The sequence below is a fragment of the Halomonas urumqiensis genome (genome assembly GCF_003028575.1).
Classification (GTDB): domain Bacteria; phylum Pseudomonadota; class Gammaproteobacteria; order Pseudomonadales; family Halomonadaceae; genus Halomonas; species Halomonas urumqiensis.
Window position 1 is genome coordinate 1021202 of record NZ_PYUD01000001.1, and the last position, 24250, is coordinate 1045451.

The 24250-nt window shown below is 64.0% G+C and carries 22 protein-coding genes; 9 read left to right on the forward strand and 13 right to left on the reverse strand.

The window, feature by feature from the left end:
- The first annotated feature begins 25 nt into the window (after nt 1–25).
- Nucleotides 26–1147, forward strand: a complete 1122-nt coding sequence (locus tag C6V82_RS04350) for an ABC transporter ATP-binding protein (RefSeq protein ID WP_102589632.1) — start codon at nt 26–28, stop codon at nt 1145–1147.
- 14 nt (nt 1148–1161) lie between these two features.
- Here the strand turns inward: C6V82_RS04350 and C6V82_RS04355 are convergent, their stop codons facing one another.
- The 3 genes from C6V82_RS04355 to C6V82_RS04365 form a co-directional block, all read right to left on the reverse strand.
- Nucleotides 1162–2226 (reverse strand): YcjF family protein, encoded by a 1065-nt coding sequence (locus C6V82_RS04355; protein ID WP_102589633.1) that lies wholly within the window; start codon nt 2224–2226, stop codon nt 1162–1164.
- Complete coding sequence (locus C6V82_RS04360) at nt 2223–3611, reverse strand: YcjX family GTP-binding protein (protein WP_102589634.1); 1389 nt, start codon at nt 3609–3611, stop codon at nt 2223–2225. The genes C6V82_RS04355 and C6V82_RS04360 overlap by 4 nt, the downstream gene beginning before the upstream one ends.
- 100 nt (nt 3612–3711) lie before the next feature.
- Nucleotides 3712–3897, reverse strand: coding sequence for a hypothetical protein (locus C6V82_RS04365; protein WP_102589635.1), 186 nt, complete (start codon nt 3895–3897; stop codon nt 3712–3714).
- 83 nt (nt 3898–3980) lie between these two features.
- On the opposite strand from C6V82_RS04365, the gene C6V82_RS04370 reads away from it, so the two are divergent.
- Both C6V82_RS04370 and C6V82_RS04375 read left to right on the forward strand, forming a co-directional pair.
- The gene (locus C6V82_RS04370; protein ID WP_102589636.1) at nt 3981–4532 is read left to right on the forward strand and encodes a DUF924 family protein; all 552 of its coding nucleotides are present in this window, start codon (nt 3981–3983) and stop codon (nt 4530–4532) included.
- Nucleotides 4533–4576: 44 nt separating this feature from the next.
- Complete coding sequence (locus tag C6V82_RS04375; RefSeq protein WP_102589637.1) at nt 4577–4819, forward strand: GlsB/YeaQ/YmgE family stress response membrane protein; 243 nt, start codon at nt 4577–4579, stop codon at nt 4817–4819.
- Nucleotides 4820–4888: 69 nt separating this feature from the next.
- On the opposite strand, the gene C6V82_RS04380 is transcribed toward C6V82_RS04375, so the two are convergent.
- The 3 genes from C6V82_RS04380 to C6V82_RS04390 all read right to left on the reverse strand — a co-directional run bounded on the left by C6V82_RS04380 (nt 4889) and on the right by C6V82_RS04390 (nt 8544).
- Nucleotides 4889–5506, reverse strand: coding sequence for a hypothetical protein (locus tag C6V82_RS04380; RefSeq protein ID WP_102589638.1), 618 nt, complete (start codon nt 5504–5506; stop codon nt 4889–4891).
- A 268-nt stretch (nt 5507–5774) separates the two neighbouring features.
- Nucleotides 5775–7067, reverse strand: a complete 1293-nt coding sequence (gene gabT, locus C6V82_RS04385) for a 4-aminobutyrate--2-oxoglutarate transaminase (protein ID WP_102589639.1) — start codon at nt 7065–7067, stop codon at nt 5775–5777.
- Between the two features lie 31 nt (nt 7068–7098).
- Nucleotides 7099–8544, reverse strand: a complete 1446-nt coding sequence (locus C6V82_RS04390; protein ID WP_102589640.1) for an NAD-dependent succinate-semialdehyde dehydrogenase — start codon at nt 8542–8544, stop codon at nt 7099–7101.
- Nucleotides 8545–8801: 257 nt separating this feature from the next.
- Between C6V82_RS04390 and C6V82_RS04395 the strand changes: the two genes are divergently transcribed.
- From C6V82_RS04395 to C6V82_RS04405, 3 genes are all read left to right on the forward strand, one after another.
- Entirely contained in the window at nt 8802–11267 is a 2466-nt protein-coding gene (locus tag C6V82_RS04395; protein WP_102589641.1) for a DUF1266 domain-containing protein, read from the forward strand.
- 432 nt (nt 11268–11699) lie between these two features.
- Nucleotides 11700–12170, forward strand: coding sequence for an NlpC/P60 family protein (locus tag C6V82_RS04400; RefSeq protein ID WP_308430820.1), 471 nt, complete (start codon nt 11700–11702; stop codon nt 12168–12170).
- A 35-nt stretch (nt 12171–12205) separates the two neighbouring features.
- Nucleotides 12206–13396 (forward strand): MFS transporter, encoded by a 1191-nt coding sequence (locus C6V82_RS04405; RefSeq protein WP_102589643.1) that lies wholly within the window; start codon nt 12206–12208, stop codon nt 13394–13396.
- 14 nt (nt 13397–13410) lie between these two features.
- Here the strand turns inward: C6V82_RS04405 and msrA are convergent, their stop codons facing one another.
- On the reverse strand, nt 13411–14070 hold the full coding sequence (gene msrA / locus C6V82_RS04410; RefSeq protein WP_102589644.1) for a peptide-methionine (S)-S-oxide reductase MsrA: 660 nt from the start codon (nt 14068–14070) through the stop codon (nt 13411–13413).
- A 185-nt stretch (nt 14071–14255) separates the two neighbouring features.
- Here msrA and C6V82_RS04415 point away from each other — a divergent pair, with 185 nt between their 5' ends.
- Nucleotides 14256–16481, forward strand: coding sequence for an FAD-dependent oxidoreductase (locus tag C6V82_RS04415; RefSeq protein ID WP_102589645.1), 2226 nt, complete (start codon nt 14256–14258; stop codon nt 16479–16481).
- A 1-nt stretch (nt 16482) separates the two neighbouring features.
- On the forward strand, nt 16483–17148 hold the full coding sequence (locus C6V82_RS04420; protein ID WP_102589646.1) for a CDP-alcohol phosphatidyltransferase family protein: 666 nt from the start codon (nt 16483–16485) through the stop codon (nt 17146–17148).
- A 217-nt stretch (nt 17149–17365) separates the two neighbouring features.
- On the opposite strand, the gene C6V82_RS04425 is transcribed toward C6V82_RS04420, so the two are convergent.
- A complete protein-coding gene (locus C6V82_RS04425; protein ID WP_102589647.1) occupies nt 17366–17848 on the reverse strand; it encodes an FKBP-type peptidyl-prolyl cis-trans isomerase in 483 nt (160 codons plus the stop codon).
- Between the two features lie 254 nt (nt 17849–18102).
- Here C6V82_RS04425 and C6V82_RS04430 point away from each other — a divergent pair, with 254 nt between their 5' ends.
- Nucleotides 18103–18384 (forward strand): hypothetical protein, encoded by a 282-nt coding sequence (locus C6V82_RS04430; RefSeq protein WP_102589648.1) that lies wholly within the window; start codon nt 18103–18105, stop codon nt 18382–18384.
- 96 nt (nt 18385–18480) lie between these two features.
- Here C6V82_RS04430 and C6V82_RS04435 read toward each other — a convergent pair whose 3' ends face one another.
- The 5 genes from C6V82_RS04435 to purB form a co-directional block, all read right to left on the reverse strand.
- Complete coding sequence (locus C6V82_RS04435) at nt 18481–18948, reverse strand: outer membrane lipoprotein (RefSeq protein ID WP_102589649.1); 468 nt, start codon at nt 18946–18948, stop codon at nt 18481–18483.
- 325 nt (nt 18949–19273) lie between these two features.
- A complete protein-coding gene (locus tag C6V82_RS04440) occupies nt 19274–20869 on the reverse strand; it encodes an isocitrate lyase (RefSeq protein WP_102589650.1) in 1596 nt (531 codons plus the stop codon).
- A 380-nt stretch (nt 20870–21249) separates the two neighbouring features.
- Nucleotides 21250–21690, reverse strand: coding sequence for a GNAT family N-acetyltransferase (locus C6V82_RS04445; RefSeq protein ID WP_102589651.1), 441 nt, complete (start codon nt 21688–21690; stop codon nt 21250–21252).
- Between the two features lie 4 nt (nt 21691–21694).
- The gene (locus tag C6V82_RS04450; protein WP_102589652.1) at nt 21695–22870 is read right to left on the reverse strand and encodes a cupin domain-containing protein; all 1176 of its coding nucleotides are present in this window, start codon (nt 22868–22870) and stop codon (nt 21695–21697) included.
- Entirely contained in the window at nt 22867–24246 is a 1380-nt protein-coding gene (gene purB / locus C6V82_RS04455) for an adenylosuccinate lyase (RefSeq protein WP_102589653.1), read from the reverse strand. The genes C6V82_RS04450 and purB overlap by 4 nt, the downstream gene beginning before the upstream one ends.
- Nucleotides 24247–24250: the final 4 nt, after the last annotated feature.

Here is a 24250-nt window from a genome sequence, read left to right on the forward strand (position 1 = left end):
ACACAAGAACATCAGGGGATAACCCATGTCAGCTCTCGAAATTCGCAAGGTCCGCAAGGACTTCGGCAGTGAACGCGTGCTCAAGGAAGTCAGCCTCGCCATCGATTCCGGCGAGTTCCTGATCCTCGTCGGCCCTTCGGGGTGCGGCAAGTCGACACTGATGAACGCCATCGCCGGACTCGAGCCGGTCACCAGCGGCGAGATCCATATCGCCGGTGAGGACGTCACCTGGCGCACCCCGGCGGAGCGCGACATCGCCATGGTGTTCCAGTCTTACGCGCTCTACCCGAGCATGACGGTGCGCGGCAACATCAGCTTCGGCCTGGAGATGCGTAAGATGCCCAAGGCCGAGCGCGAGGCGGCCGTGGAGCGCGTCGCCGACCTGCTGCAGATGTCTCATCTGCTCGACCGCAAGCCGTCGCAGCTCTCCGGTGGGCAGCGCCAGCGGGTGGCCATGGGGCGCGCCCTGGCCCGCGAGCCGAAGGTCTATCTGTTCGACGAACCGCTCTCCAACCTGGATGCCAAGTTGCGCGTCGACATGCGTACCGAGATCAAGAAGCTGCATCAGCGGCTCGGCACCACCATCGTCTATGTCACCCACGACCAGATCGAGGCGATGACCCTGGCCGACCGGATCGCCGTGATGCGCGATGGCCACATCCTGCAGTTGGGTACCCCGGACGAGGTCTACAACGACCCCGTCGACATGTTCGTCGCCGGCTTTATGGGATCGCCTTCGATGAATTTCATCGCCGCGACCCTGGAAGGCGCGCCTGGCCGCTTTCAGTTACGCATCGTGACCCCGGAAGAGGATGACCTGGTGCTGCCCTGGCCGCGTCAGCGTGAGACGCCCGCAATGACCGAGCAGGTCGGACGCGACGTGGTGCTTGGCCTTCGGCCCGAGCATTTCAGCGAAGAGGACGAGCGCCTGGCGGGGCAGGCCGAAGGCACGCCGCTCTCGGCCAGGGTATCGGTCTCCGAACCCACCGGTGCCGATATCCTGCTGCGCCTGCCACTCGGTGAGCGGGAAGTCACCGCTCGGGTGGGGCCGACCTGCCGAGTGGCGCCCGGCGAGCGGCTGGCGCTGCGTGTCGACATGGCGCGTGCAGTACTCTTCGAGCAGGCCAACGAAACACGCCTTGCCTAGCAGCTGGCTGGCGCCTAGCTGCGGTTGCTTCGGTCCTGATCCGTCGGCTTGGCGTCGGCGCTGGCTTCGAGACGCCGCAATTGCTGCCAGAGCTCCCGGCGCAGGTCACCGATGCGTGGTGCCTGATCGACCGGGAAGGCCTGGGGTCGCGTCAGGCGTTGGGCGCGCAGCCCGAGCCGGGCGTTGAGCAGGCCGACCCCGAGCCCCTGGCCCGCCCGGGCTGAGAGCCGGCCGGCCAGGTCGAGGGAGAGCAGGTCGGCACCGGCATGGCTGGCGAGCTCGGAGGCACCGGCGAAGGCCATCTGGTAGAGCACGCTGCGCAACAGGCGCAGGCGACCGGCATAGCCGAGTTCCAGCCCATACAGCCGGCACAGGCGGTCGATCATCGCCAGGCTGCGCCAGGCCACCAGGGCCATGTCCACCAGGGTCAGCGGACTCACCGCCACCATCACCGCGGTTTCGCCGGACATCCGCGAGATCAGGCGCCGGGCTTCGCGGTCGCGAGGGGCCAGCAGGTGGTGATCGAGCAACTGCTGGATGTCACGGCCGTCATGGTGTGGCTGGCTCGCCGCCAGGAAACCCTGCCAGTGGGGGTGGTCGTCATCCAGGTCAAGGCCTTTGCGCAAGGTATCGGCGTCCGCCATGGCCTGCCGGTGATCGCTATCGGGCAGTTGCGCCAGGCGTTCACGCAGCCGCTCATGACGCCGCAAACGTCGGAGTCGCCAAAGTTCGCGGGTCAATGCCGAGCCCCCGAGGCCCAGCGCGACAAGCAGCAGCGCACTCCAGGCGCCGGGCAGCCAGTCGCCGCCTAGCGATGCGGCATACAGCGTGGTGCCCGCCTCGACGGCACCGAGCCCGAGGGTGCCGCCCAGTAGGGTCAAGAGTCCCCAACGGCGTTTGCCGGGGCGCGCAAGGCGGCTGTCGAGGGCCTGCTCAGCCGACGTTTGCCTTTCCGGCAGCGCGACGTTCGGCAGGTCATGGGCGAAGGGGCGTGCCGGGCGCGGGTCGGGTTCGAGGGGTGGCGTGGCGGGGTCTGGCGCGAAGCGCTGGCCGGGTCTTGGATCTTGCGTATCGTTCATTGCAGCTTGTCTCCAATCAGCCAGTCCAGCGCGGCATCCATGCGAATATGCGGCAGTGCGCCAGCGTCGCGAGGCAGCGGGCGAAAGGCCGGGAAGTCGAACCCCTGGCGGCTCCAGAATTCGCGGCCCGGCAAGCGGTCGGGCAACTCCCCGGGGTAGAGCAGCAGGGCTTCCCCTGTGAGGCTTTCGCCACGCAGGGCGGGGGTGCGTTGCCCCTGGTGCTCGACTTCCCGCGCCTCGCTTGCACGGATCGACGCCAGCGACAGCGCGCGCACCGGCACGTCGGCGAAGCGCAGGTCCTTGAGCGGTTCGGCTAGCAGCGCCTCGAGCAGCGCGACCAGCCGCGGGTGTTGTTCCGGGGTGACGTGGTCGGCCTTGGTGGCGGCGATGGCCAGGCGGTCGATGCGAGGGGAAAAAAGCCGCGACAACAGGCTGCGCTGGCCATAGTCGAAACTCTTCATCAACCGCGAGAGCGCCCGGGAGAGGTCCTCGAAGCGTTCCGGACCGGCATTCAGCGCCCCCAGCAGGTCGACCAGTACGATCTGGCGGTCGAAGCGGCGGAAATGCTCACGATAGAACGGCTTGACGATATGCTGCTGATAATGGCGAAAACGTCGGGCCAGGGTGGCGTAGTTACTCTCGGTACCGTAGGCGTCGCGTTCGGTGGCATCGATGGCGCCGATGCCTGGCAGCGGGAAGAACTGCAGCACCGGGGCGCCGGACAGCTCGCCAGGCAGCAGGAAACGCCCGGGCTGCAGGTCCGAAAACCCTGCCTCGCGAGCCGCGCGCAACCCCTGGGCGTAGCGCTCGGCGATCTCGGCGAGCTGTGCTTCATCGGCGTCGGCGGCCGGGTCCAGTGAGGCGACCGCGGCACGCCAGTCGGCAAACATCGCCGCGCGCTGCGTACCTTCATGCTGCTGGGTCTCGCACCAGCTCGGGTAGTCATGGGCGAGCAGCGGCAGGTCGAGCAGCCATTCACCCGGGTAGTCGAACAGGTCGAGGGTCAATTGGCGCGTGTCGGCGCCCATCAGGCCACGCTTGGCTGGCCGGTAGCGGATCACCAGACGCAGTTCGCTGATGCCGCGTGTCGGCTCCGGCCAGCGTGGTGGCTCGGCGTCCAGCGCCAGCATCGCCTGATCATAGGGAAAGCGCGGCACGCCGAGATCCTGCTGATTGATGCGCCGCGCGCCGAGAAGGCGTCCCTCGCGCGCTGCGGGGAGCAGGTCCAGGCGTGCCTCCAGCCCGGCATGCCGGAGCTGGTTGACAAGCGAAGTGAGAAAGGCGGTCTTGCCCGAACGGGAAAGCCCGGTGACCGCCAGACGCAACTGACGGTCGCGTCCGCGCTCTAGCAGGTCGTGGAATTCTTGGGCAAGGGGCGTGCGCATCCGTACGTTTCTTCCTGTAGATTCAGCGACCAATGTGGGGGTGCGGGTCGGGCATGACAAGTGGCGACTGTCGCGGCCTGTATCGAAGTACAAGCAGGCGTCAGGTGCCGACCACCAGGGCGTAGAGGGTCGGCGAGGCGGCCACCAGGAAGCCACCGCCAGCCAGCATCCGTCCGAGAAGTCGATGACGCGGCTTGCGGGCGAGCGTCAGGCCGCCCAGGCAGATCAGCAGGCCGATGAGGTGCAGGGCATAGTTGAGCATCGACCAGACAGGATCCGGGTTCATCGAGTGCCTCGCTTGTGGTGTCGTGGCAGGAATGGTATCAGGTGTCATGGCGTCGCCCCAGCGACCCGAGGAGGAGAGACGACATGGACCGGCTGCCCGGTGTAGACGAAGTAATCGGTTTCTGGTTCAGCGAGCTGGAAAGCGCCCAGTGGTTTCGCAAGGATCCCGAGCTTGATGCCGAGATCGCGCGTCGCTTCTCGGCGTTGCTCGCGAGCGCCGCCCAGGGCGAACTATGGCGCTGGCGGTTGTCGGCGAAGGGCCGGCTTGCCGAGGTGATCGTGCTCGACCAGTTCTCGCGGAACATTCATCGCGATACACCCAAGGCCTTTGCCTACGACCCCATGGCGCTGGTGTTGGCCCAGGAAGCGGTGAGCCACGGCGCCGACCGCCACCTCGAAGTCCCGTGGCGTGCCTTTCTCTATATGCCCTTCATGCATAGCGAGTCATTGGCCATTCACGACGAGGCGTTGCGGTTTTTCGACCAGCCGGGGCTGGAGGAGAACCTGCGCTTCGAGCATCGTCATCGTGAGGTGATCGAGCGCTTCGGCCGCTATCCACATCGCAATGCGATCCTTGGCCGTGAATCCAGTGCCGACGAGCTGGCCTTCCTCGAACAGCCGGGGTCCTCGTTCTGATCGGGGACAAGCAACATTCGACAAGCAACGTAAGGAGAGTGACGATGGGTGTGATTGCCTGGTTGATCATCGGTGGCCTGGCGGGCTGGATTGCCGGCCACATCATGCGTGGCGGTGGCTTCGGCATCCTCGGCAATATCGGGGTAGGCGTGGTGGGGGCCGTGATCGGCGGTTTTCTGTTCAGCCTGCTCGGGCTCGAGGCCGGTGGCTTCATTGGTTCTCTGGTGACCGCCATCGTCGGGGCGGTGGTGCTGTTGTGGGTGATCGCCAAGGTGCGCAAGGCCTGAGTTCGTGGTGGCAAACGAAAAACGACAGCGCCCGGCAATCGCCGGGCGCTGTCGTTCGTTTCAGCCGTTTCAACGCGTGGCTGACGGGGGCAGGATGCGCCGGTAATGGTCGAGGCGTGCATCGAGCCACTCACCATCGAGGTGATCTGACTGCGTTTGGGCGCGAGAGGGGGCCGGTACCCGCACCTCGAGCAGCAACCAGCCGTCGCCGTCGCCTGGCGCACCGGGCAGGCGCCGAGTCAGCTCGGCGGGCAGCGAGGGGGTCGACCGCCAGGTCAGCCGCAGCGCCTGGTGCTCCTGCAGGTAGGCGAAGCGAGCGGCATCACGCATCACGTTGATGCCACCGTGCACCACTCCCTGGGACAGGCTTTCCAGGGTGCGAAAGCCCGGCGCACCGGCGGCACGGCAGGCATCGGCGCCTGTGACGAAGCAGCGCTCGCGGGCTGCGGCGTCGGTGGGCCAGTTGCCACCACGCAGGCGTTGCCGGGTGGCGGCGAAGGGCAGGGTGATGCCCAGCGCTGGCGTGCCGTCCGCCAGCACACTGTGCCAAGCGGTAACGCAGCCGCTCGCGAGCTCGCCGCGCAGCCAGCGGTAGTCGCAGGCGCGCTGCACGCGGCCCTGAACATCCTGGAAGGTGTCGTTGGCGCCCTGCAGGGAGCGCAGCAGAGAGAGGGTGCGCAGTATCACGGTGTCGCCTCGTGGTGGACGCCGTCATCTTCCCGGCTGGCTGTTATCCATGCAAGCAAGAAGAGCCGCTCGAGGCTTCCCGACGACAACTCTACGAGGAGGCGCTGTAAATACCTCCCTGTACGCTACCGACGCCATCCCTGGCGTAGGACCTCCTCTACGAGTTATCCCCGGCGCCTCTCACACCAGAGTTTGATACTGACCCTTCACAACGCACACCGCCCGGCCTGGGGCCGGGCGGTGGTCACGCGGGTAACACGCTTCGCGATCAGGCGGTGGCGGGCTGCCCCACCAGCTCCTTGAGCGATTCCTCAATGATGCCAAGACCCTCTTCGAGGATGTCGTCCTCGATGGTCACGGGCATCAAAAAGCGGATGGTGTTGCCGTACAGGCCGCACGACAGCAGGATCAGCCCCTTCGCGCGGGCCTTCTTGCACAGCGCTGCCGCCAGGTCGGCATCCGGCGTGTGCTTGGCCTTGTCGGACACGAGGTCGATGGCCGCCATGGCGCCCATGTTGCGACCGTTGTCGACGCAGTCGAAGTCCTGCTGCCATTGGGCGAAGCGCTTGGCCAGCTTGTCGCCGAGGGCCTGGCTCTTCTCGAGAATGCCTTCCTGCTCGAAGACCTCGAGTACCGCGAGTGTGGCGGCGCAAGACACCGGGCTGCCGGTGTAGGTGCCACCCAGCGAGTTGGGGCCCGAGGCGTCCATGTGCTTATCGGTGCCCACCACGGCGGAGATCGGCATGCCATCGGCCATGCTCTTGGCCATGGTGATGATGTCTGGCTCGACGCCGCTGTGCTCGATGGCGAACATCTTGCCGGTGCGCCCGAAGCCGGACTGCACTTCGTCGATGATCATCAGCATGCCATGCTCGTCGCAGATCTCGCGGATCGCCTTGAGGAAGCTTGTCGGCGCCGGGTAGAAGCCACCTTCGCCGAGTACCGGCTCGAGCACGATGGCCGCGGTGTCACGCGGGTTGGCGTCTGTCTTGAGTGTCATCTTCAGGCCACGCAGCGCTTCATCTTCGCTGACGCCGTGGTAGGGCACCGGGTAGGGGGCGCGGAACACGTTGCCCGGCATGCTGCCGAAATCGCCGGCGTAGGGGGCGACCTTGCCGTTCATGGCCATGGTCATGAAGGTACGGCCGTGGTAGCCGCCGTCGAAGCAGATCACGTTGTTCTTGCCAGTGGCGGCACGCGCGATCTTCACGGCGTTTTCCAGCGCCTCGGCACCTGAGTTGGCCAGCATCACCTTGGCATGGCCGCGCACCGGCGTCACCTGGCTCAGTTTCTCGGCCACCTTCACGTAACCTTCGTAGGGCATCACGGTCTGGCAGGTGTGCATCACACGGTCAAGCTGGTCCTTGACCGCCTGCACGACCTTCGGATGGCGGTGCCCGATGTTGAGCACGCCGATGCCGCCGGCGAAATCGATGATCCGGTTGCCATCGGCATCCCAGATCAAGGAGTTTTCGGCACGATCGGCAAAGGCGGTGGCGGGGCTTGCCGCGCCTTTGGCCACATAGCGTGTCTTGAGTTCGTTGAGTTCTGCATTGTTCATTAGCTGACTCCAGTTGATGGATGGCGTGCGATCACAGGCCGCCGACACACACGTATTTTAGTTCAGTGTACTCATCCAGGCCGTGGCGCGACCCTTCGCGACCCAGCCCCGATTCCTTGACGCCACCGAACGGCGCGAGTTCGGTGGAAAGAATGCCTTCATTTACCGCTACCATGCCATACTCCAGGCCTTCCATGACATGCCAGATGCGCCGGTAGTCGCGGGCATAGAAATAGGCGGCCAGGCCGAACTCGGTGGCGTTGGCCATGGCAATCGCCTGCTCGTCGGTGTCGAAGCGGAACACCGGGGCCAGCGGTCCGAAGGTCTCCTCGCGGGCGACGCGCATGGCATCGGTGACATCGGCGATCACCGTGGGCTGGAAGAAGGTGCCGCCCAGTGCGTGGGGCTCGCCGCCGCAGACCAGACGCCCGCCCTTTTCAAGGGCATCGGTGATGTGCGACTGGACCTTTTCCACCGCTGCCTGGTTGATCAGCGGCCCCTGCTGCACGCCATCTTCCAGGCCATTGCCGACCTTCAGCTCGGCAACCCGGGCGGCCAGCTTCTCGACGAAGGCGTCGTACACCGAGGCCTGCACCAGCAAGCGGTTGGTGCACACACAGGTCTGGCCGGAATTTCGGTACTTGGAGGCGATAGCACCTTCCACGGCGGCATCCAGATCAGCATCGTCGAAGACGATGAACGGGGCATTGCCACCCAGTTCCATGGAGGCTTTCTTCACGGTGCCGGCGCACTGGGCCAGCAACCGCTTGCCAACGGGGGTGGAGCCGGTGAAGGAGACCTTGCGCACGCGCGGGTCGGTGGTCAGCACCTCGCCGATCTCGGCGGGGCGGCTGGCGGTGACCACATTGATCACCCCGGCGGGGAAGCCGGCCTGCTCGGCCAGGCGTGCCGCCGCCAGGGCGGTCAGCGGGGTGGCCTCGGCGGGCTTGATCACCACCGGGCAGCCAGCGGCCAGGGCAGGCGCGCACTTGCGGGTGATCATCGCCAGCGGGAAGTTCCACGGGGTGATGGCAGCCACCACGCCGATCGGCTCGCGCATCACCAGGATACGCTTGTCGACGCCATGGCTTGGCAACGTCTCGCCAGCCATGCGCTTGGCTTCCTCGGCGTAGTACTCGACGAATGATGCGCCGTAGGCCACTTCGCCGCGCGACTCGGTCAGCGGCTTGCCCTGTTCCAGGGTCATCAGCCGGGCGAGGTCTTCCTGATGCGCCATCAGCAGGTCGAACCAGCGACGCAGCAGGGCGGCGCGCTCCTTGGCGGGCACGCGGCGCCATGTGGGCCAGGCGGCATCGGCGGCGGCGACAGCATCACGGGCATCATCGGCGTTGAGGTCGGGTACCTCGACCAGCGTCTCGCCGTTGGCGGGGTTGGTCACCGCGAAGCGGTGCTCGCCATCACGCCACTTACCGGCGATGAAGGCCTTGGGAATCAGGATATCGGGCAGGGTGACCATACAGGCCTCCAACAGTAATGATGTCATTCTTGACGCAGTGTGCATTATTTAAAACGCCTCGCCAAGTCCTTCCCATCGCTTGCCGACGCCAATCACTTCGAGGCGGATTTCCCGCTTCAACCCATCGGCGCGAGGCGCGCTTTGGGCTACACTGGTGCGCCAAAAAAATGTTCCCCGGTAACCGTCGGCACTGGTGTTTTCGTTAAAGCGCCCCAGACCGCGTGCCGACTGCCATATTCCGCAAGTCGAGGTGAGCCTTGGTCGATCCCCTGAACGCCTGGTGGGCCCAGCAACTGGTGCTGTGCGGTTGGGCCTTCACGCCCGACCCGTTGTCCGTGGCGCCGGCGTCCGCCGTCACGCGTCTTGCCGCCCTCGGCGTGGCCGATCGCGGAGAACTGGGCTGGCACCTGGTGGAGTCGTTGGGCGTCGGTGGCACCACTTCCGACCCTTCGCGTTTGCTGGCCACTCTCGAACTCGTGGCGCTGGCAGGTTCGGCAGGCTGGCTTTCGATTGCACGCGCCCGTGATTGGGCGCATTGCCTGGCCGGTGAGGTCAGTGCCCGCCATGACGATCTCGATGCCTGGCTGGTGGCATTGCGACGTGCGCGCAGCGCGGAAGGCTGGGTGCGTGGTGATGATGGCTTCATGGAGGCGTGTGAGGCGTTGTCGACCCTCGAGCGTGATGGCGACGGCATCACCTGGGATCACCTGGGTGAGTGGCTGGCGATTCACGACCGCCCCCTGGCTTTGTGGCCAGGTGAAGGCGAGTCCCAGGTCTGGCGGCTGCGCGCAGGGTTTGCTCCGGTGGTCGAGCTGCCGGCTCAGGCCAGTGATTGGGCGGGACTTGCCAAATGGCTTGGCGATGCTTGGCAGATCCATGACCGTGATGACTTGTTGCGAGCACTGTTGTGGCTTGGCGCCCAGGGCGACCGCCAGGGCTGGGATCTCGATGCCACGCGGCTGCTGGAGGTGGATGCCGCTGGCCGTCAGGCGTGGCTAGAACAATTGGCAGGTGATGAGCGGTCGTTTGGACGCGTGATGCTGGATTTCATCGAGCATGGCGAGCCCCTTGAATGGGCCGCCTGGGATTGGTCAAGGCTGGTCGACCTGGCGTGGGCGGGGGCATGCCTGGGCTGGCTCGATGACACCGAGGCGCATGATTTCGCGCTACATGGTGCCGATCTGCTGTTGCACCGCTACAGCGATTGGGCGGCGATGGCGCGGGCTTGCCAGCGTGGCCGAAGCCTGTTCGAGGGGCGCAACCTGCTGCCAGCGTTCGACACCGACTGGAGGTTGCTGCTGCAGTCACCGGTCAGCCCCTGGCATCGCAGCCTTCAGGGGCTGATCGAGCCCCTTCCACTGGAGCGTTCGCGCCAGGCGATGCGCCGCTGGCGAGCCGACCCACGTCACTGGGTGCTGGCGCTCTCGGCCGTGCGGGAACCGGAACTGGCCGGGCGGCAAGGCGTCAGCACGCCGGTGGCGACCGCGCGACGCGAGGATGCCCGCCAGTACCTGGCCGAGACCCTGGAGCTGCATCCCGACGAGGGTATCGAGGCACTCACGCGTTACTGGCTACCGGCGCAGGCCCATCATCTCAACCAACTGGCAGCGGATGCGCGGCACGCGGCGTTGCCGCCCGCCGAGACGCCATTCGGTCGCGCCGATGCCGACCTGGTGGCGGCGCGCGATGCACTGTCACGCGGCAGCCGTCATGCGGCGACCATACACATGGCCGAAAAGTATGCGTTCTATTTGCAGATGGCCATGGATTGCGAGGGGTTCGATGCGGCGGGCTTGGCGGCGCTTGCCGATGCATTGCGCGGTTCGTTGTGCCACTTCTACCGCGATGCGCGAAGCCTGCTCGAGGCATGGGTCGGCTGGGAGACATTGTTGCCCGAGGAGGGCCAGCCCGTGCTGGTCAACGAAATCCGTTGGCATCTAGAGGACCCGGGCAGCCTGTTCCACTGGCTGGACTGGCGCACGGATGGCTGGCAGGAGCCGGGCCTGCGCCCGAGCCTTGCCCACTTCACCGCGATGTCGCTGGTGGGGCCGTTGAACAGCCCGGCGTGGAGCCTGCCGCATCGCGAGAGCGAGCGCGAGTGCGTGTCGATCCTTGAATGGGTGGATGGCCACTATGGCCTGCATGGCGCCGAGGAACTGGCCGACTTCCTGGATTTCCTGCTCGAGGCGGGGGACCGGCAGGAGTACCAGATCAACTATGCGCCCTATACCCTCAACGAGGCGCGGCTGGGCTCCGAGATCGCCACGATGCTGAGCGGTGACTGCAACGAGGAAGAGCGCACACATTTGTTGCGCCTGCAGCGCGTGCGCGACAACGAGGATAGTTGCAACGACATCGACATGGCGGCATGGGATGTCGCCCAAAGTGTCGACCTGGCCATCGCCGCCAGGCAGCTGGGCTGGCTGGATGAGTCGGCCTTTCTCGCCGTCCTCGAGCGCGCTCACGCACTGGCGGCTGCTCACTATGCCGGCTGGGAGGAATATGCGCGGGGACTTTACGCGGGCTTTTCCTTTTTCATGGGCGAGACCCCGGAGCGCGAAGTATTTCTGGCCAGTTTCCGCCAGGCGCTGGTGGCTTGGCTGAGCGCCACGCCCGCGCTGGCAGGCCCCTGGGCGAGCCTGGATTTCCCCGGCGCGCGACCGCGGCACTGGGCGCCGATGCATATCGACACCCTGCCGGGAGACACGCGCACTTGGCACTAAGACTAACCGGTCACTCATACTAACCAGGCACTAATACTATGCAGATTTGGTGGGTGTGATATACAGGACTCGCCAAGCTGTTGAAATCTGGTTTATAGTCAATCTGTTTATATAGGGCTCCGCCTGTCTGGAGCCACTGACATTTAGCGAGCCGCCGACAGGCCGCTCTGGCAGTGATACCGATCCCGGCACCACTACCACAGCGACAAACCTGGGCATCGTGACATCGCGCGTCACGAGCACGGGGCGGCTCAGGGAACGAGGTCGCTGTGCATGATCGTCACTTCAACGTGTCGTGTGCTTTCTGTTGTTGTCGCTTTGACAGTGCTTTCCGGCTGTGCGGCTACGCCGCAAGATCACGGTGCAAACACAACCCAGGATGATTATTTCTCCCGTAAGCTCCCTGGGCTGCCAGGTGAGTGGGACCCGATGATGTCGCATGTCGACAACCCGATTCTCGAGGCCCGCCGCCTCGGCGATCCTCCCCCGGGGCTGGTGCGTGAGGCGTTGCTGGCTCAGCACGACCAATGGGCCGGCACACCCTACCGGCTGGGCGGAACGACGCGACGCGGGATCGACTGCTCGGCACTGGTGCAGCAGATATTCAGTGATACCTTCCTGGTGGACCTTCCACGCACCACCGGCGACCAGGTGCTGGCGGGTGACCAGGTCGCGCGCGAAGAACTCAAGCCTGGCGACCTGGTGTTCTTCCGTCCTCCCGGCGTCTATCGGCATGTAGGTATCTATGTCGGTGACGGGCGCTTCTTCCACGCGTCCACCTCACGTGGTGTGATGATTTCAGAGCTCGACAACAGCTATTGGCAGCGTTATTACTGGCAGGCCCGTCGTACTCTCGAGCCCACCACCCTGGCGCAGCGCTTGCTGGCATCCCGCGAAGGCTGAGGTCGGCTGGTCGGCTCACTCGTGGTGGATGTCCTATGATCGAGTCCCATAGCCGCGCCTGGTGGCGCGCCACCCTGGCCCTGTGTCTAGGGTCGTTTCTGGTATTCATCAACCTCTACGCGCCTCAACCGCTGCTACCGGCGTTGCGTGAGGCCTACGGCGTGTCCACGCTGGTCGCGGGTCTGGTCATGTCCGTTTCGACCCTGGCGCTTGCCGTGTCGCTTCTGGTGTTCGGCCCGCTGTCGGACGCGATTGGTCGCGGAGCGATCATGCGCATCACGTTGCTGGTGGCCGGTTTGCTGTCGCTTGCTATCTCGATGGCGCCCAACTTCGAGACGTTGCTGGTGCTCCGTACCCTGCAGGGATTCATGCTGGGTGGGCTGCCGGCGGTGGCGATTGCCTGGATGGGCGACGAGTTCGATCGCCCGGCACTACTCACTGCCGTAGGGCTCTACATCGGCGGCAATACCCTGGGCGGCATCGGTGGGCGCGTGATAGGCGGTGCGGTGGCGGAAATCAGCAGTGCCTCGGCGAGCTTTCTGGTGGTGGGGCTAATGACGCTGGTCGGTGTGGCCGTGTTCTGGCGCTTGCTTCCCCGTGCGCAAGCCTTCACGCCGCGGCCCTTCGAATTGCGTGGTGCACTGGGCGATTTGCTGGCGCATCTGCGTAATCCCATGCTGCTGGCGGCCTATCTGCTTGGCGGGTTGAATTTCCTGATCTTCATCAACCAGTACAGTTACCTCACCTTTCGCCTGGCCGAAGCGCCATTCGGGCTGGGGTCGAGGTTTCTGGGATTGATCTTCGTGACCTACCTGGGTGGCACCCTGGGCTCGATGCTCTCGGGACGTCTGGCCAGGTTCCTGCCACAGCCGCTGTGCATGATGATCGGCGTCATGATCCTGATGGGAGGCACGCTGGTGACCCTGGCAGGTTCGCTCGGCTGGATCATTACCGGTCTCACCATCAATGCCTTCGGCTTCTTTCTCGCTCACTCAATGGCATCCAGCTGGGTGAGTCGCCACGCCCACATGGCCCGCGGCAGCGCCTCCGCGCTCTACCTGGTGTTCTACTATTGCGGGGCGAGCCTCGGTGGGCTGTGGCTGGAACCCTTCTGGCACCTGGCGGGATGGCCCGGGGTGACGATCGGCTCCTGGTTGGTGCTGATCGTTACCCTGGGAATCGCTGCCTGGCTATGGCGCCAGGAGCGCCACCTCGACGCCCGTTGAGTTGCATGGGTGGTTCAGCGTGCCACGCTCACTTCACCGCCGAGGCCACCGGCTTCTTCGCCCCAGACTTCCTCGAGGCGTTCGGTGCGACGGCATGATGACTTGTAGAACTTGTAGCGCACCGGGTTCTTGCGGTAGTAATCCTGGTGGTAATCTTCGGCCGCATAGAACGCCTCGAAGTCATTGATCTCGGTGGCGATCTCGCGGTCGAAACGCTCGGCGACCTCGTCAAGACTGGCGTTGGCCATGGCTCGTTCATCTTCATTCATCGGGAATAGTGCACTGCGGTAGGGTGCGCCGACGTCGCAGAACTGTCGGTTTTCCGCGAACGGGTCGATGTTGCGCCAGAACACATGCAGCAGAGTCTCGTAATCGACGACTTCGGGATCATACTCTACCTTGACCACCTCGATATGACCGGTGCCGCCCGCCACTACCTGGTTGTAACTGGGATTTTCCACCTCGCCGCCGCTGAAGCCCGATGTGGTGGATATCACGCCTTCCACTGGGTCGAAAGCTTCCTCGACGCACCAGAAGCAGCCGCCGCCGAACACCGCCTCGGCCGTGTCATGGTCATCGGCCAAGGCAATGCTGCCGAGACCCAATGCGCAGGGCAGTGCGAGTGCCGCCGTCCAACGGCGATCAGATAAGCGCTTGATAATTGAAAAGGGCATGGGATTGGCTCCATCGATTGGGTCTGGACCCTTTGAGGTTGTCGCGTAACAAGGGTTCCGTACAAGATTTGTAAAAATATCATGTCTGTCGGCGGTCCCTGATTGTAAGGTAACGCAGAACCGGACGACTCTAAGGGCATGTTCATCCTTCACCAGTCAGTCGTCCAACTCTCCTGGAGCCTTACGTGACAAGACGTCGATTATTTCTGATTGCAGTGATTGCCGCGGCGGTGGCGATGTTTTTTGTGAGTGGCGCCAATGAGCTGCTGACCCTCGAGAACCTCAAGGCTGAGCAGTCGCGCTTCCAGGTGTGGTTCGCCGAGGAGCCGTTGACGGTGGCCGGCGGCTTCTTCGTCATCTACGTGGTGATGGCCGGGCTTTCACTGCCGGGGGCTACGCTTCTCACCGTGCTTGGTGGTGCGCTGTTTGGCCTGGGCTGGGGGCTTCTCATCATCTCCTTCGCCAGTGCCGTGGGCGCCACGGTTGCGGCGCTTATCGCGCGAACCCTGGCGCGTGGCCCACTGGAAACGCGTTTCGCTCCTCAGCTCGAACGCATCAATGCAGGCATTCAACGGGAAGGCGCCTTCTACTTGTTCACCCTGCGCTTGATACCGCTGTTTCCGTTCTTCGTCATCAACCTGGTGATGGGCCTTACGCGGATGCGCCTTGCGACCTTCTACTGGGTAAGCCAGCTCGGCATGTTGCCGGGCACGGCGGTATTCGTGAATGCCGGGCGTGAGTTGGGCAGCCTGGAATCCCTGGGAGGCATCCTGTCAACGGGACTGATCGGCTCCTTTGTATTGATCGGTTTGTTCCCGTGGCTGGCGCGTGGCCTGGTCGCCCTCGTCGAACGTCGCCGCCTGGCGCGGCAGTATGACCGGCCGGCGCACTTCGATCATGACATCGTGGTGATCGGCGGTGGTTCGGCGGGTCTTGTGGCCAGCTACATCGCCGCCGCCGTGAAGGCCAGGGTGGTACTGGTCGAGCGCGACCGCCTGGGTGGCGACTGCCTGAATACCGGCTGTGTGCCCTCCAAGGCATTGATCCGTGCCGCGCGGCTGGCGCAGGAGGTGCGCGGGGCCGAGCGCTACGGCATCCATGCTGGCGAGCCGCGGGTCGATTTCCCGGAGGTAATGGCGCATGTTCATCGGGCGATTCGCGACGTCGAACCCCACGACAGCCGCGAGCGCTACGAGGGACTGGGGGTGGACGTATTGGAGGGTAGCGCCCGTCTGGAAGACCCGTGGCGGGTGCGTGTCTCAGGCGCCGGTGGCGAGCATGTGCTGACCACGCGGCATGTGATCATCGCCAGCGGTGCGCGGCCAAGGCTGCCGGCCCTTCCCGGGATTGAGGACATCGAGGTGCTGACCTCCGATAACCTGTGGCAACTCGATGAGCTGCCGGGGCGCCTGGTGGTGTTGGGGGGCGGTCCGATCGGTTGCGAGCTCGGCCAGAGCTTTGCGCGGCTCGGCAGCCAGGTCAGTCTGGTGGAAATGGGCGATCAGTTGCTGCCTCGCGAGGATGCCGATGTCGCCCATGAACTCGAGTCGCGCCTGCAGGGGGAGGGGCTTGGCCTGTGGCTTGCCACCCGTGCACTGCGGGTCGAGGCCGCCAGGCCCGGCGAGGGTGCCATGCACCGGCTGGTGGTGGAGCGCCACGAGCCTGACGGGGAATCGCGCATCGAGACACTGCCCTTCGATCGCCTGCTGGTGTCAGTGGGGCGCCAGGCGAACGTAGCGGGCATGGGCCTTGAGGCGCTGGGTGTCGAGACACGTGATAACGGCACCCTTGATGTCGACGGTTTCCTGCAGAGCGTGCTGCCCAATGTCTGGGCCTGCGGCGATGTGGCGGGTCCCTATCAGCTGACGCATGCCAGTGCCCACCAAGCCTGGCATGCCACGGTCAATGCGCTGTTCGGTGAGTTCAAGCGCTTCCGGGTCAGTTATCGGGCGCTGCCGGCGGTGACCTATTGCGACCCCGAGATCGCCAGGGTCGGCCTCAATGAGCGGGAAGCGGGCGAGCAGGGTGTAGCGTTCGAGGTCACCCGCTATGCACTGGCCGAGCTCGATCGGGCGATCGCCGATGGGCTCACCGAAGGCTTCGTCAAGGTGCTGACGGTACCCGGCAAGGATCGCATTCTCGGTGTCAGTATCGCCGGCCATGGGGCGGGTGAGATGCTTGCCGAATTCACCCTGGCGATGACCCATGGCATCGGCCTCAACAAGCTACTGGGTACCGTGCATCCGTATCCGACCTGGTCCGAGGCGGCCAAGGCTAGCGCCGGAGTGTGGAAGAATGCTCACAAGCCCGAGCGTGTGTTGGGCCTGCTCGAACGCTATTTCGCCTGGCGACGGGGTGGTTCGGCAGGCCGGCGGAGCGCTCCTTCATCAGTCGATGCCCGCAGGAGGTGAAATGCTCGATCGCTGGACCATGCCGCTGACCCAGATGCCTCTCTCGCGAATGGCTGCTGGGTTGGCGTCGCGACGGGTAACGCCCAATCAGGTCACGGTTGGCGCCTTTGTGGTCGGCATGCTGGCACTGCCGCTGTTGGCCATGGAGTGGTATCTCGCCGCCCTTGTGGTCATTCTGCTCAATCGGCTCGGCGACGGCCTGGATGGCAACCTGGCCAGGCACACGGGCACCCAGAGTGATGCGGGAGGGTTTCTCGATATCGGTCTGGATTTCGTCTTCTATGCCGCCGTGGTGCTGGGGTTCGCCCTGGCCGACCCCGAGGCCAACGCCCTGGCGGCGGCCTGGCTGCTGTTTGCCTTTATCGGCACCGGGACCTCTTTCCTGGCCTTTGCCATCATGGCCACCCGCCACGGGCTTACCCGGCCTGCATTCCAGCGCAAGGCCTTCTATTACCTGCATGGGCTCACCGAAGGCACCGAGACGATCCTTGCCTTCGTGGCGTTCTGCCTGTGGCCTGCGCACTTCGTGTGGCTCGCTGGCGTATTCGCTGCAGCGTGCCTGATCACCACTGCGACCCGTTTGTGGGGCGGGTATGGGACCCTGGTGCGCATTGAAGCGGCGTCTCGGAAGGCGGGGGATGGAGTCAGTTTGAATGACAGCGTTTGAATGACAGCGAAAGAAGGGCGTGAAGGCCCGCGGGAAGATTCACGACAGCCGCCTAGGTGTACCTTAAGGTTTCGACACAAGCGGGTCTTGCACAAGCAGGTTTCAGCACAAGCAGGTTTCAGCACAAGCAGGTTTGAGCACAAGCAGGTTTGAGCACAAGAAAGGGGCAGCCCAGTGGCTGCCCCTTTCGCATTCAGGCGTTCGATCCATCAGGGGATCAGTGTTCGTGTCCGCCTTCGCCATGCACGTGGCCGTGCTCGACTTCTTCTTCGCTGGCTTCGCGCACCGAGTCGATCTCGACGGCGAAGTTCAGGGTCTGGCCTGCCAGCGGGTGGTTACCATCGACGGTAACGGTGTCACCTTCGACCTGGGTCACGGTGACCATCAGCGGGCCGCCCTGGGTCTGGGCCTGGAACTGCATGCCAGGCTCGATGCCTTCGACACCCTGGAAGGCGTCGCGCGGTACTTCCTGAACCAACTGGTCCTGCTTCTCGCCATAGCCTTCGGCAGGCTCGACGGTGGCGGTAAGCTTGTCGCCGGCGGCGCGACCTTCAAGCTCCTTCTCGAGGCCCGGAATGATGTTGCCGGCGCCGTGGAGGTACGTCAGTGGCTCGCGGCCTTCCGAACTGTCCAGCACCTCACCTGCATCGTTGGTCAGGGTATAGTGGAACGCAACAACGGAATTCTGCGCAATCTGCATTGATGAACCTTTCGGTGAGTGCATGTCCAGACAATGGTAACGCGACAGAAGGGGGGCTGTCAGGGGCATGGATGATTTTCAGGATATCTTGATATCGGCTGAAGACGCTTCACGAACGCGCACGGCGCGGGTGAGAGAACGTCGTGACGGTTGCGTCGCCCCCACTGCCGGAGCTAACCTGTCCAGCGACTTTTCAACGTTGAATACCTCCTTCTGCACCCCTTTCGAAATCTCTTCCTACTGGAGACCGACCCATGACAGAAATCGTGATCTGGCTGATCGCATTCGCCGCGATTATCGCAGTGACCATGCGGCGCTGGGCGGCTGTGAGCCCGGGCCTCGACCGGATGCTGCCGGCCGTGATGAAGACCCATGGCGACAACGCCGTGGTGTGGAGCCTGGCCTTGGCGGTGCTTGGCGCCACTACGCTGGTGCGGCCCGTGGATGTCTTGCTCACCGTGATCGTGATCGCCATCATCGGCCTGGTGGTCGCGAAGCTGGCCGGCATGGCTTCCGGAAAGCTGGATTCCCGCTGAGAATCGGCTTGGCTTGAAGCGCAACGACAGAGGCCCGCGGAGCGATCCGCGGGCCTCTGTGTTTCAGAGCATTGATGGCAGGCCTTTAGCCGGTGCTCAGTACGGCGCGACACTCAGGTTGCCGCCGCTGCCAATCAGGCGCACGCGCTGGCCCACCTGGAAGGCCTGGTCGGCCTTCTGCACGACCACCACGTTCATGCCGTCGTCGCGGCGGATCTCCATTTCCCAGGCGCGAGTACGGTTGGCGGATTCCTCGATCCTCGAACCGGCCACGGCACCCCCGAGTGCGCCGGCGACGGTTGCCAACTGACGGCCGGAGCCACCACCCACCTGGTTGCCCAGCAGGCCGCCGATCACCGCACCACCCCCCGTGCCCAGCGCACCGCCCGCGCGACTGTCGGCCTGGATCTGTACCTGGCGCAGCGCGGTGATGGTGCCAAAGGTCACGGTCTGTGACGTCTGCGCCTGATTGCCTCGGTAGACATTGCCACCCATGGTGGATGTGTTAGCGCAACCGGCAAGGGTCAAGGTACCGATCACGATAATGGGAAGAAGATATTTCATGAGAACCTCCTGAGGGGTAATGGCGAAGCGGTGTTCGAGTTCCAGCGAAAAACGCTAGAGAATCATCCTGGCTATCGAGCCGTGAACGCTGTCCGCCGACATCCTGTCATGGCGTGGTGAGTCAAGGGAAGTTGGGGAACACTGTTAAGACCAGCCGTAGTCGAGCTAGTGCCCGTCATTCTAAGGCCGAAATAGATCAAGAAATGTGAAACTATAAAAATACGCACCAGTAGACTGCGAATCCACGAAAAAGGGGAGGCCAAGGCCTCCCCCGAAGGTTCCAGTCAGTCTGCCGTGATGGCCAGGTTCGCGTCACCCGCTCGGCTCAGCCAAACTGGTTCATGGTGTTGTCCTTGCCGCCGGCCTTGAGTGCCGCCTCGCCGTGGAAGAACTCCTTGTGGTCGTCACCGATATTGGAACCGGCCATGTCCTGGTGCTTGACGGTGGCGATGCCTTCGCGCAGCTCACGGCGCTGCACGCCCTCGACGTAGGCCAGCATGCCTTCTTCACCGAAGTAACCCTTGGCCAGGTTATCGGTGGACAGGGCCGCGGTGTGGTAGGTCGGCAACGTGATCAGGTGGTGGAAGATGCCGGCTTCGCGAGCGGCATCGCGCTGGAAGTCACGGGTCCACTGGTCGGCCAATTGGCCAAGCTCGGTGGCGTCGTACTCGGCGCTCATCAGGCCGGCGCGGTCATACGCCGAGACATCCTTGCCTTCGGCCTGCCAGGCATCGAACACCTGCTGGCGGAAGTTCAGGGTCCAGTTGAACGAAGGCGAGTTGTTGTAGACCAGCTTGGCATCCGGCACCACGTCACGAATGCGGTTGACCATGCTGGCGATCTGGCCGACATGGGGCTTTTCGGTCTCGATCCACAGCAGGTCGGCGCCGTTCTGCAGGCTGGTGATGCAGTCCAGTACCACGCGATCCTCGCCGGTACCCGGCTTGAACTGGTAGAGCCCGGAGGCCAGACGCTTCACCTTGACCAGCTTGCCATTTTGCTTGATCACCACATCGCCGTTGTCGATATCGGTGGCCGCGGTGATCTCCTCGCCATCCAGGAAGCTGTTGTACTGGTCACCCAGATCACCCGGCTCCTTGGTCACGGCGATCTTCTGGGTAAGGCCGGCACCCAGTGAGTCGGTGCGCGCGACGATCACACCATCTTCGATACCGAGCTCCAGGAAGGCGTAACGCACGGCGTTGATCTTGGCCAAGAAGTCCTCATGGGGCACGGTGACCTTGCCGTCCTGATGGCCACACTGCTTCTCGTCGGACACTTGATTCTCGAGCTGGATGCAGCAGGCGCCGGCTTCGATCATCTTCCTGGCCAGCAGGTAGGTCGCCTCGGCGTTGCCGAAACCGGCGTCGATATCGGCGATGATCGGCACCACATGGGTTTCGTGGTTGTCGATGCTGGCAATGAGTTCTTCGGCGCGGGCGTTGTCGCCGGCCTTCTGGGCCTCTTCCAGATCGCGGAACAAGTGGTTGAGCTCCCAGGCATCGGCCTGGCGCAGGAAGGTGTAGAGCTCCTCGATCAGGCTCGGCACGGTGGTCTTCTCGTGCATCGACTGGTCGGGCAGCGGGCCGAACTCGGAGCGCAGCGCGGCGACCATCCAGCCCGAGAGATAGAGGTAGCGACGCTCGGTGGTGCCGAAGTGCTTCTTGATGGAGATCATCTTCTGTTGACCGATGAAGCCATGCCAGCAGCCCAGGGACTGGGTGTACTTGGCCGAGTCGGCGTCGTAGGCGGCCATGTCGTCACGCATGATCTTTGCGGTATACCGGGCGATGTCCAGGCCGGTCTTGAAACGGTTCTGGGCGCGCATGCGGGCAACGTTCTCGGGGCTGATGCTGGCCCACTTGCCACGCTGAGCCTCGCGCAGTTGTGTCAGAGCCTTGATATCGTCTTGGTATGACATGTGACCATCCTTCCACTGATTGGGTGAAGTCGTCGGGGCGCTCGCCTGCTGCAAGGTGCATCGTTACAACTGCATCGTAACATCTATGCTGCAAGTGCGAAGTCTTGTCAGGTTCCGCCACAAACCGATGCCTGTCTCTACGGCCTTGGTCGAACCCGTTGGTGGCATGTCGGGTGGTGTTTCACAATACTGTGCCGATTTATCAGCCGTGGTGAAAAACACCCGTTTTATGCTCGCCGTGGTTGACACTATGGCGCAGCATGGCGGGCTTCAACAATTGATACTTGGGGGAAGATGGCGTTGTAACTCGACTACACGACAACGTGATTTGCCCATTGTCGTGTAGTCAACTTTCCGTGGGAGAGAAGGGAGTCGGCGAGTCAATCGGTGAAAATAAGGCGCATGTTGCGATGCGCAATTCCAGCGTCCATGAACTCATTTCCGAAGGCCTGGAAGCCGAGCCGCTGGTAAAAGGGCAGTGCATGTGTCTGAGCCGCCAACTCGACGGCGGGGTGGCCTTCGCGATGCGCCGCGGCGATGGCCGCTCGCATGAGCAGCACGCCGATACCCTGGCCGCGAAGTCCGCTGAGCACGGCGACCCGGCCAATATGGGCATCCGGTAGAAGACGTGCCGTGCCGACGGGCTCGCCAAGGTGCAGGGCGAGGAAATGGCGACAGTCCGCGTCGCGGCCGTCCCATTCCTCATCCCTTGGCACCTGCTGTTCTTCGATGAACACCCGCCGACGTAGCTCGGAGGCCGCTTCTCCAAGCGTTGCCCAGTCGCCCTCCTGGATCACTAGGTCTTCACGAAGCGCAGGCATCTGATCACTCCTCCTCGTCGGCCCAGCCGAGGCTGCCGGCATCGAGCAGGGCGGCAAGCAGTGCCGGCGCACCAGGCCACTCGAGCAGGTCGTCGGAAATGGCCTGGCTGGACGCCAGCGCACGCGCCAGCGGTAGGGCGCAGGTCACCGCGTCGCCATCGGCGAACAGCGTGGCTTGATCGTCGTGTGCGGCGCGCCAGGCGAAGCGCGAGCCCGGGCTTTTCAGCAGTTCTTCGCCGCTGTGTAGTGCGGCAACAAGCGCCTCAGGGTCGGTGGGTGTGTCGTTGGGTACCAGCTGGTCGACGTACTTGGGCTGGGTCATCACCCGGCCGAACCACTGTGCGAGCCTGACGGGATCATCCAGGGTGTCGAGGATCAAGGCGCGCATCCTCTCCAGTGACGCGTCGTCGACCTCGGCCGGATCGGCGGGTGGCGCCATGCCGGCGTCGGAGTAGCGCCTTGAAGCCGGCATGCCCTCGCCGACGAAATCGGCATAGGAGGTGATCGCCTCGTCGGCAGAGGGGGCGCGGAAGCCCACCGAGTAGGTCAGGCAATCAGTGGACTGACTGACCCCGTGGTGCGCCCAGCCTGGAGGAAGATAGAGCATGTCGCCGGGTTCCAGCACCCAGTCATCGCCGGGTTCTACCGCGAAACCCTCCAGAATACGCAGGTCGATGCCGGCGATGATCGGCGCATCCTCGTCCACCTTGCCGCCCAGTTGCCAGCGGCGCTGGCCACTGGCCTGGAGCAGGAATACATCGTATTGATCGACATGCGGACCGACACTGCCGCCAGGCGGAGCGTAGCTGATCATGATGTCATCGAGCCGCCAGCGGGGCAGAAAATCGAAGACCTCGAGCAGCTCCGCCACTTCAGGTACGTAATGGTCCACGGCTTGGACCAGCAGTGTCCAGTCGCGCTCCGGCAGGCGTGCGAAGGTCGCCTCATCGAACGGGCCGTGGCTGACCTGCCAGGGGCCCTGCTTGCCGTGCTCTTCCACCAGCCGCGACTCGATGCCTTCCTCGCAGGCCAGGCCCGCCAGTTCGTCGGGCGTAAGCGGGCTCTCGAATTCGTCGAAGGCGCCACGGATCAGCACTGGCTTCTGCTGCCAGTAGTCGCGCAGGAACTCGGCGGCGCTCAGCCCACCGAGCATCGGCAGGGGGGTATCAGGTGAGCTCATAGTGCTTTGGCCTGCTGGCTGGCATTGCCGATGTAGGTGGCTGGGGTCAGGGTCTTGAGTTCGACCTTGACCTCCTCGGGCAGCGCGAGAGAGTCGATGAAGGCGGCAAAGCCCGCCTGGTCGATGCGCTTGCCGCGGGTCAGCTCCTTGAGCTTCTCGTAGGGCTTTTCGATGCCATAGCGGCGCATCACGGTCTGGATCGGCTCGGCGAGCACTTCCCAGCTGGCATCGAGGTCCTCGGCGATGCGGCCCGGGTTGGCCTCAAGCTTGCCAATGCCTTTCAGCGCTGCCTCGTAGGCAATCAGGCCATAGGCCAGGCCCACGCCGAGGTTGCGCAACACCGTGGAGTCGGTGAGGTCGCGCTGCCAGCGAGAAATCGGCAGCTTTTGCGCCAGATGGCCGAGGATCGCGTTGGCAAGGCCCAGGTTGCCCTCGGAATTCTCGAAGTCGATCGGATTGACCTTGTGCGGCATGGTGGAGGAGCCGATCTCGCCCGCCACGGTGCGTTGCTTGAAGTAGCCAAGCGAAATATAGCCCCATACATCGCGGTCGAAGTCGATCAGGATGGTATTGAAGCGACACACGGCATCGAATAGTTCGGCGATGTAGTCATGGGGCTCGATCTGGGTGGTGTAGGGGTTGAAGGCAAGCCCCAGGCCCTCGACGAAGGTGTGGGCATTGGCTTCCCAGTCGATATCCGGGTAGGTGGCCAGGTGGGCGTTGTAGTTGCCAACCGCACCGTTGATCTTGCCCAGTATCTCGGCGTTCTCGATCTGCTTGAGCTGACGGCGCAGGCGATAGGCGACGTTGGCCATCTCCTTGCCAAGGGTGGTGGGGCTTGCCGTCTGGCCGTGGGTGCGTGAGAGCATCGGCAGATCGGCATGTTCGGCGGCGAGCCTTGCGATCTGGTCGGCAACCTGGCGCATCACCTGCAGCAGGCTTCCCAGGCCATCGGTGAGCATCACGCCATGCGAGAGATTGTTGATGTCTTCGCTGGTGCAGGCGAAATGCACGAATTCGGTGATCGCATGCAGTTCCGGCAGTGCTTCGATGCGCTCCTTGATGAAGTACTCCACCGCCTTGACGTCGTGGTTGGTGGTGCGCTCGATCTCCTTGATGCGCTGGGCGTCGTCGACCGAGAACTCCCGGATCATGGTCTCGAGGAAGGCCGTTGCCTCGGCGGAAAGCGGTGGCACCTCGGTGATGCCGGGCAGCTCGGCGAGACGCTGCAGCCAGCGGATTTCGACGATCACCCGGGCGCGGATCAGGCCGAATTCGCTGAAATGCTCGCGCAGCGCGGCGGCCTTGGCGGCGTAGCGGCCATCGACGGGTGACAGGGCGGTCAGGGCGGAAAGGGGGAGGGGAGCGGCTTGCATGGGT

Excerpts from the sequence above, each read along its gene's own strand:
- C6V82_RS04400 (WP_308430820.1), top strand. The coding sequence starts at position 11,700 with ATGTCGCATGTCGACAACCCGATTCTCGAGGCCCGCCGCCTCGGCGAT.
- C6V82_RS04435 (WP_102589649.1), bottom strand. The coding sequence starts at position 18,948 with ATGAAATATCTTCTTCCCATTATCGTGATCGGTACCTTGACCCTTGCC.
- gabT (WP_102589639.1), bottom strand. The coding sequence starts at position 7,067 with ATGAACAATGCAGAACTCAACGAACTCAAGACACGCTATGTGGCCAAA.
- C6V82_RS04405 (WP_102589643.1), top strand. The coding sequence starts at position 12,206 with ATGATCGAGTCCCATAGCCGCGCCTGGTGGCGCGCCACCCTGGCCCTG.
- C6V82_RS04360 (WP_102589634.1), bottom strand. The coding sequence starts at position 3,611 with ATGCGCACGCCCCTTGCCCAAGAATTCCACGACCTGCTAGAGCGCGGA.
- C6V82_RS04440 (WP_102589650.1), bottom strand. The coding sequence starts at position 20,869 with ATGTCATACCAAGACGATATCAAGGCTCTGACACAACTGCGCGAGGCT.
- C6V82_RS04430 (WP_102589648.1), top strand. The coding sequence starts at position 18,103 with ATGACAGAAATCGTGATCTGGCTGATCGCATTCGCCGCGATTATCGCA.
- C6V82_RS04390 (WP_102589640.1), bottom strand. The coding sequence starts at position 8,544 with ATGGTCACCCTGCCCGATATCCTGATTCCCAAGGCCTTCATCGCCGGT.
- C6V82_RS04445 (WP_102589651.1), bottom strand. The coding sequence starts at position 21,690 with ATGCCTGCGCTTCGTGAAGACCTAGTGATCCAGGAGGGCGACTGGGCA.
- C6V82_RS04350 (WP_102589632.1), top strand. The coding sequence starts at position 26 with ATGTCAGCTCTCGAAATTCGCAAGGTCCGCAAGGACTTCGGCAGTGAA.
- C6V82_RS04370 (WP_102589636.1), top strand. The coding sequence starts at position 3,981 with ATGGACCGGCTGCCCGGTGTAGACGAAGTAATCGGTTTCTGGTTCAGC.
- C6V82_RS04375 (WP_102589637.1), top strand. The coding sequence starts at position 4,577 with ATGGGTGTGATTGCCTGGTTGATCATCGGTGGCCTGGCGGGCTGGATT.
- C6V82_RS04425 (WP_102589647.1), bottom strand. The coding sequence starts at position 17,848 with ATGCAGATTGCGCAGAATTCCGTTGTTGCGTTCCACTATACCCTGACC.
- msrA (WP_102589644.1), bottom strand. The coding sequence starts at position 14,070 with ATGCCCTTTTCAATTATCAAGCGCTTATCTGATCGCCGTTGGACGGCG.
- C6V82_RS04355 (WP_102589633.1), bottom strand. The coding sequence starts at position 2,226 with ATGAACGATACGCAAGATCCAAGACCCGGCCAGCGCTTCGCGCCAGAC.
- C6V82_RS04450 (WP_102589652.1), bottom strand. The coding sequence starts at position 22,870 with ATGAGCTCACCTGATACCCCCCTGCCGATGCTCGGTGGGCTGAGCGCC.
- C6V82_RS04365 (WP_102589635.1), bottom strand. The coding sequence starts at position 3,897 with ATGAACCCGGATCCTGTCTGGTCGATGCTCAACTATGCCCTGCACCTC.
- C6V82_RS04420 (WP_102589646.1), top strand. The coding sequence starts at position 16,483 with ATGCTCGATCGCTGGACCATGCCGCTGACCCAGATGCCTCTCTCGCGA.
- purB (WP_102589653.1), bottom strand. The coding sequence starts at position 24,246 with ATGCAAGCCGCTCCCCTCCCCCTTTCCGCCCTGACCGCCCTGTCACCC.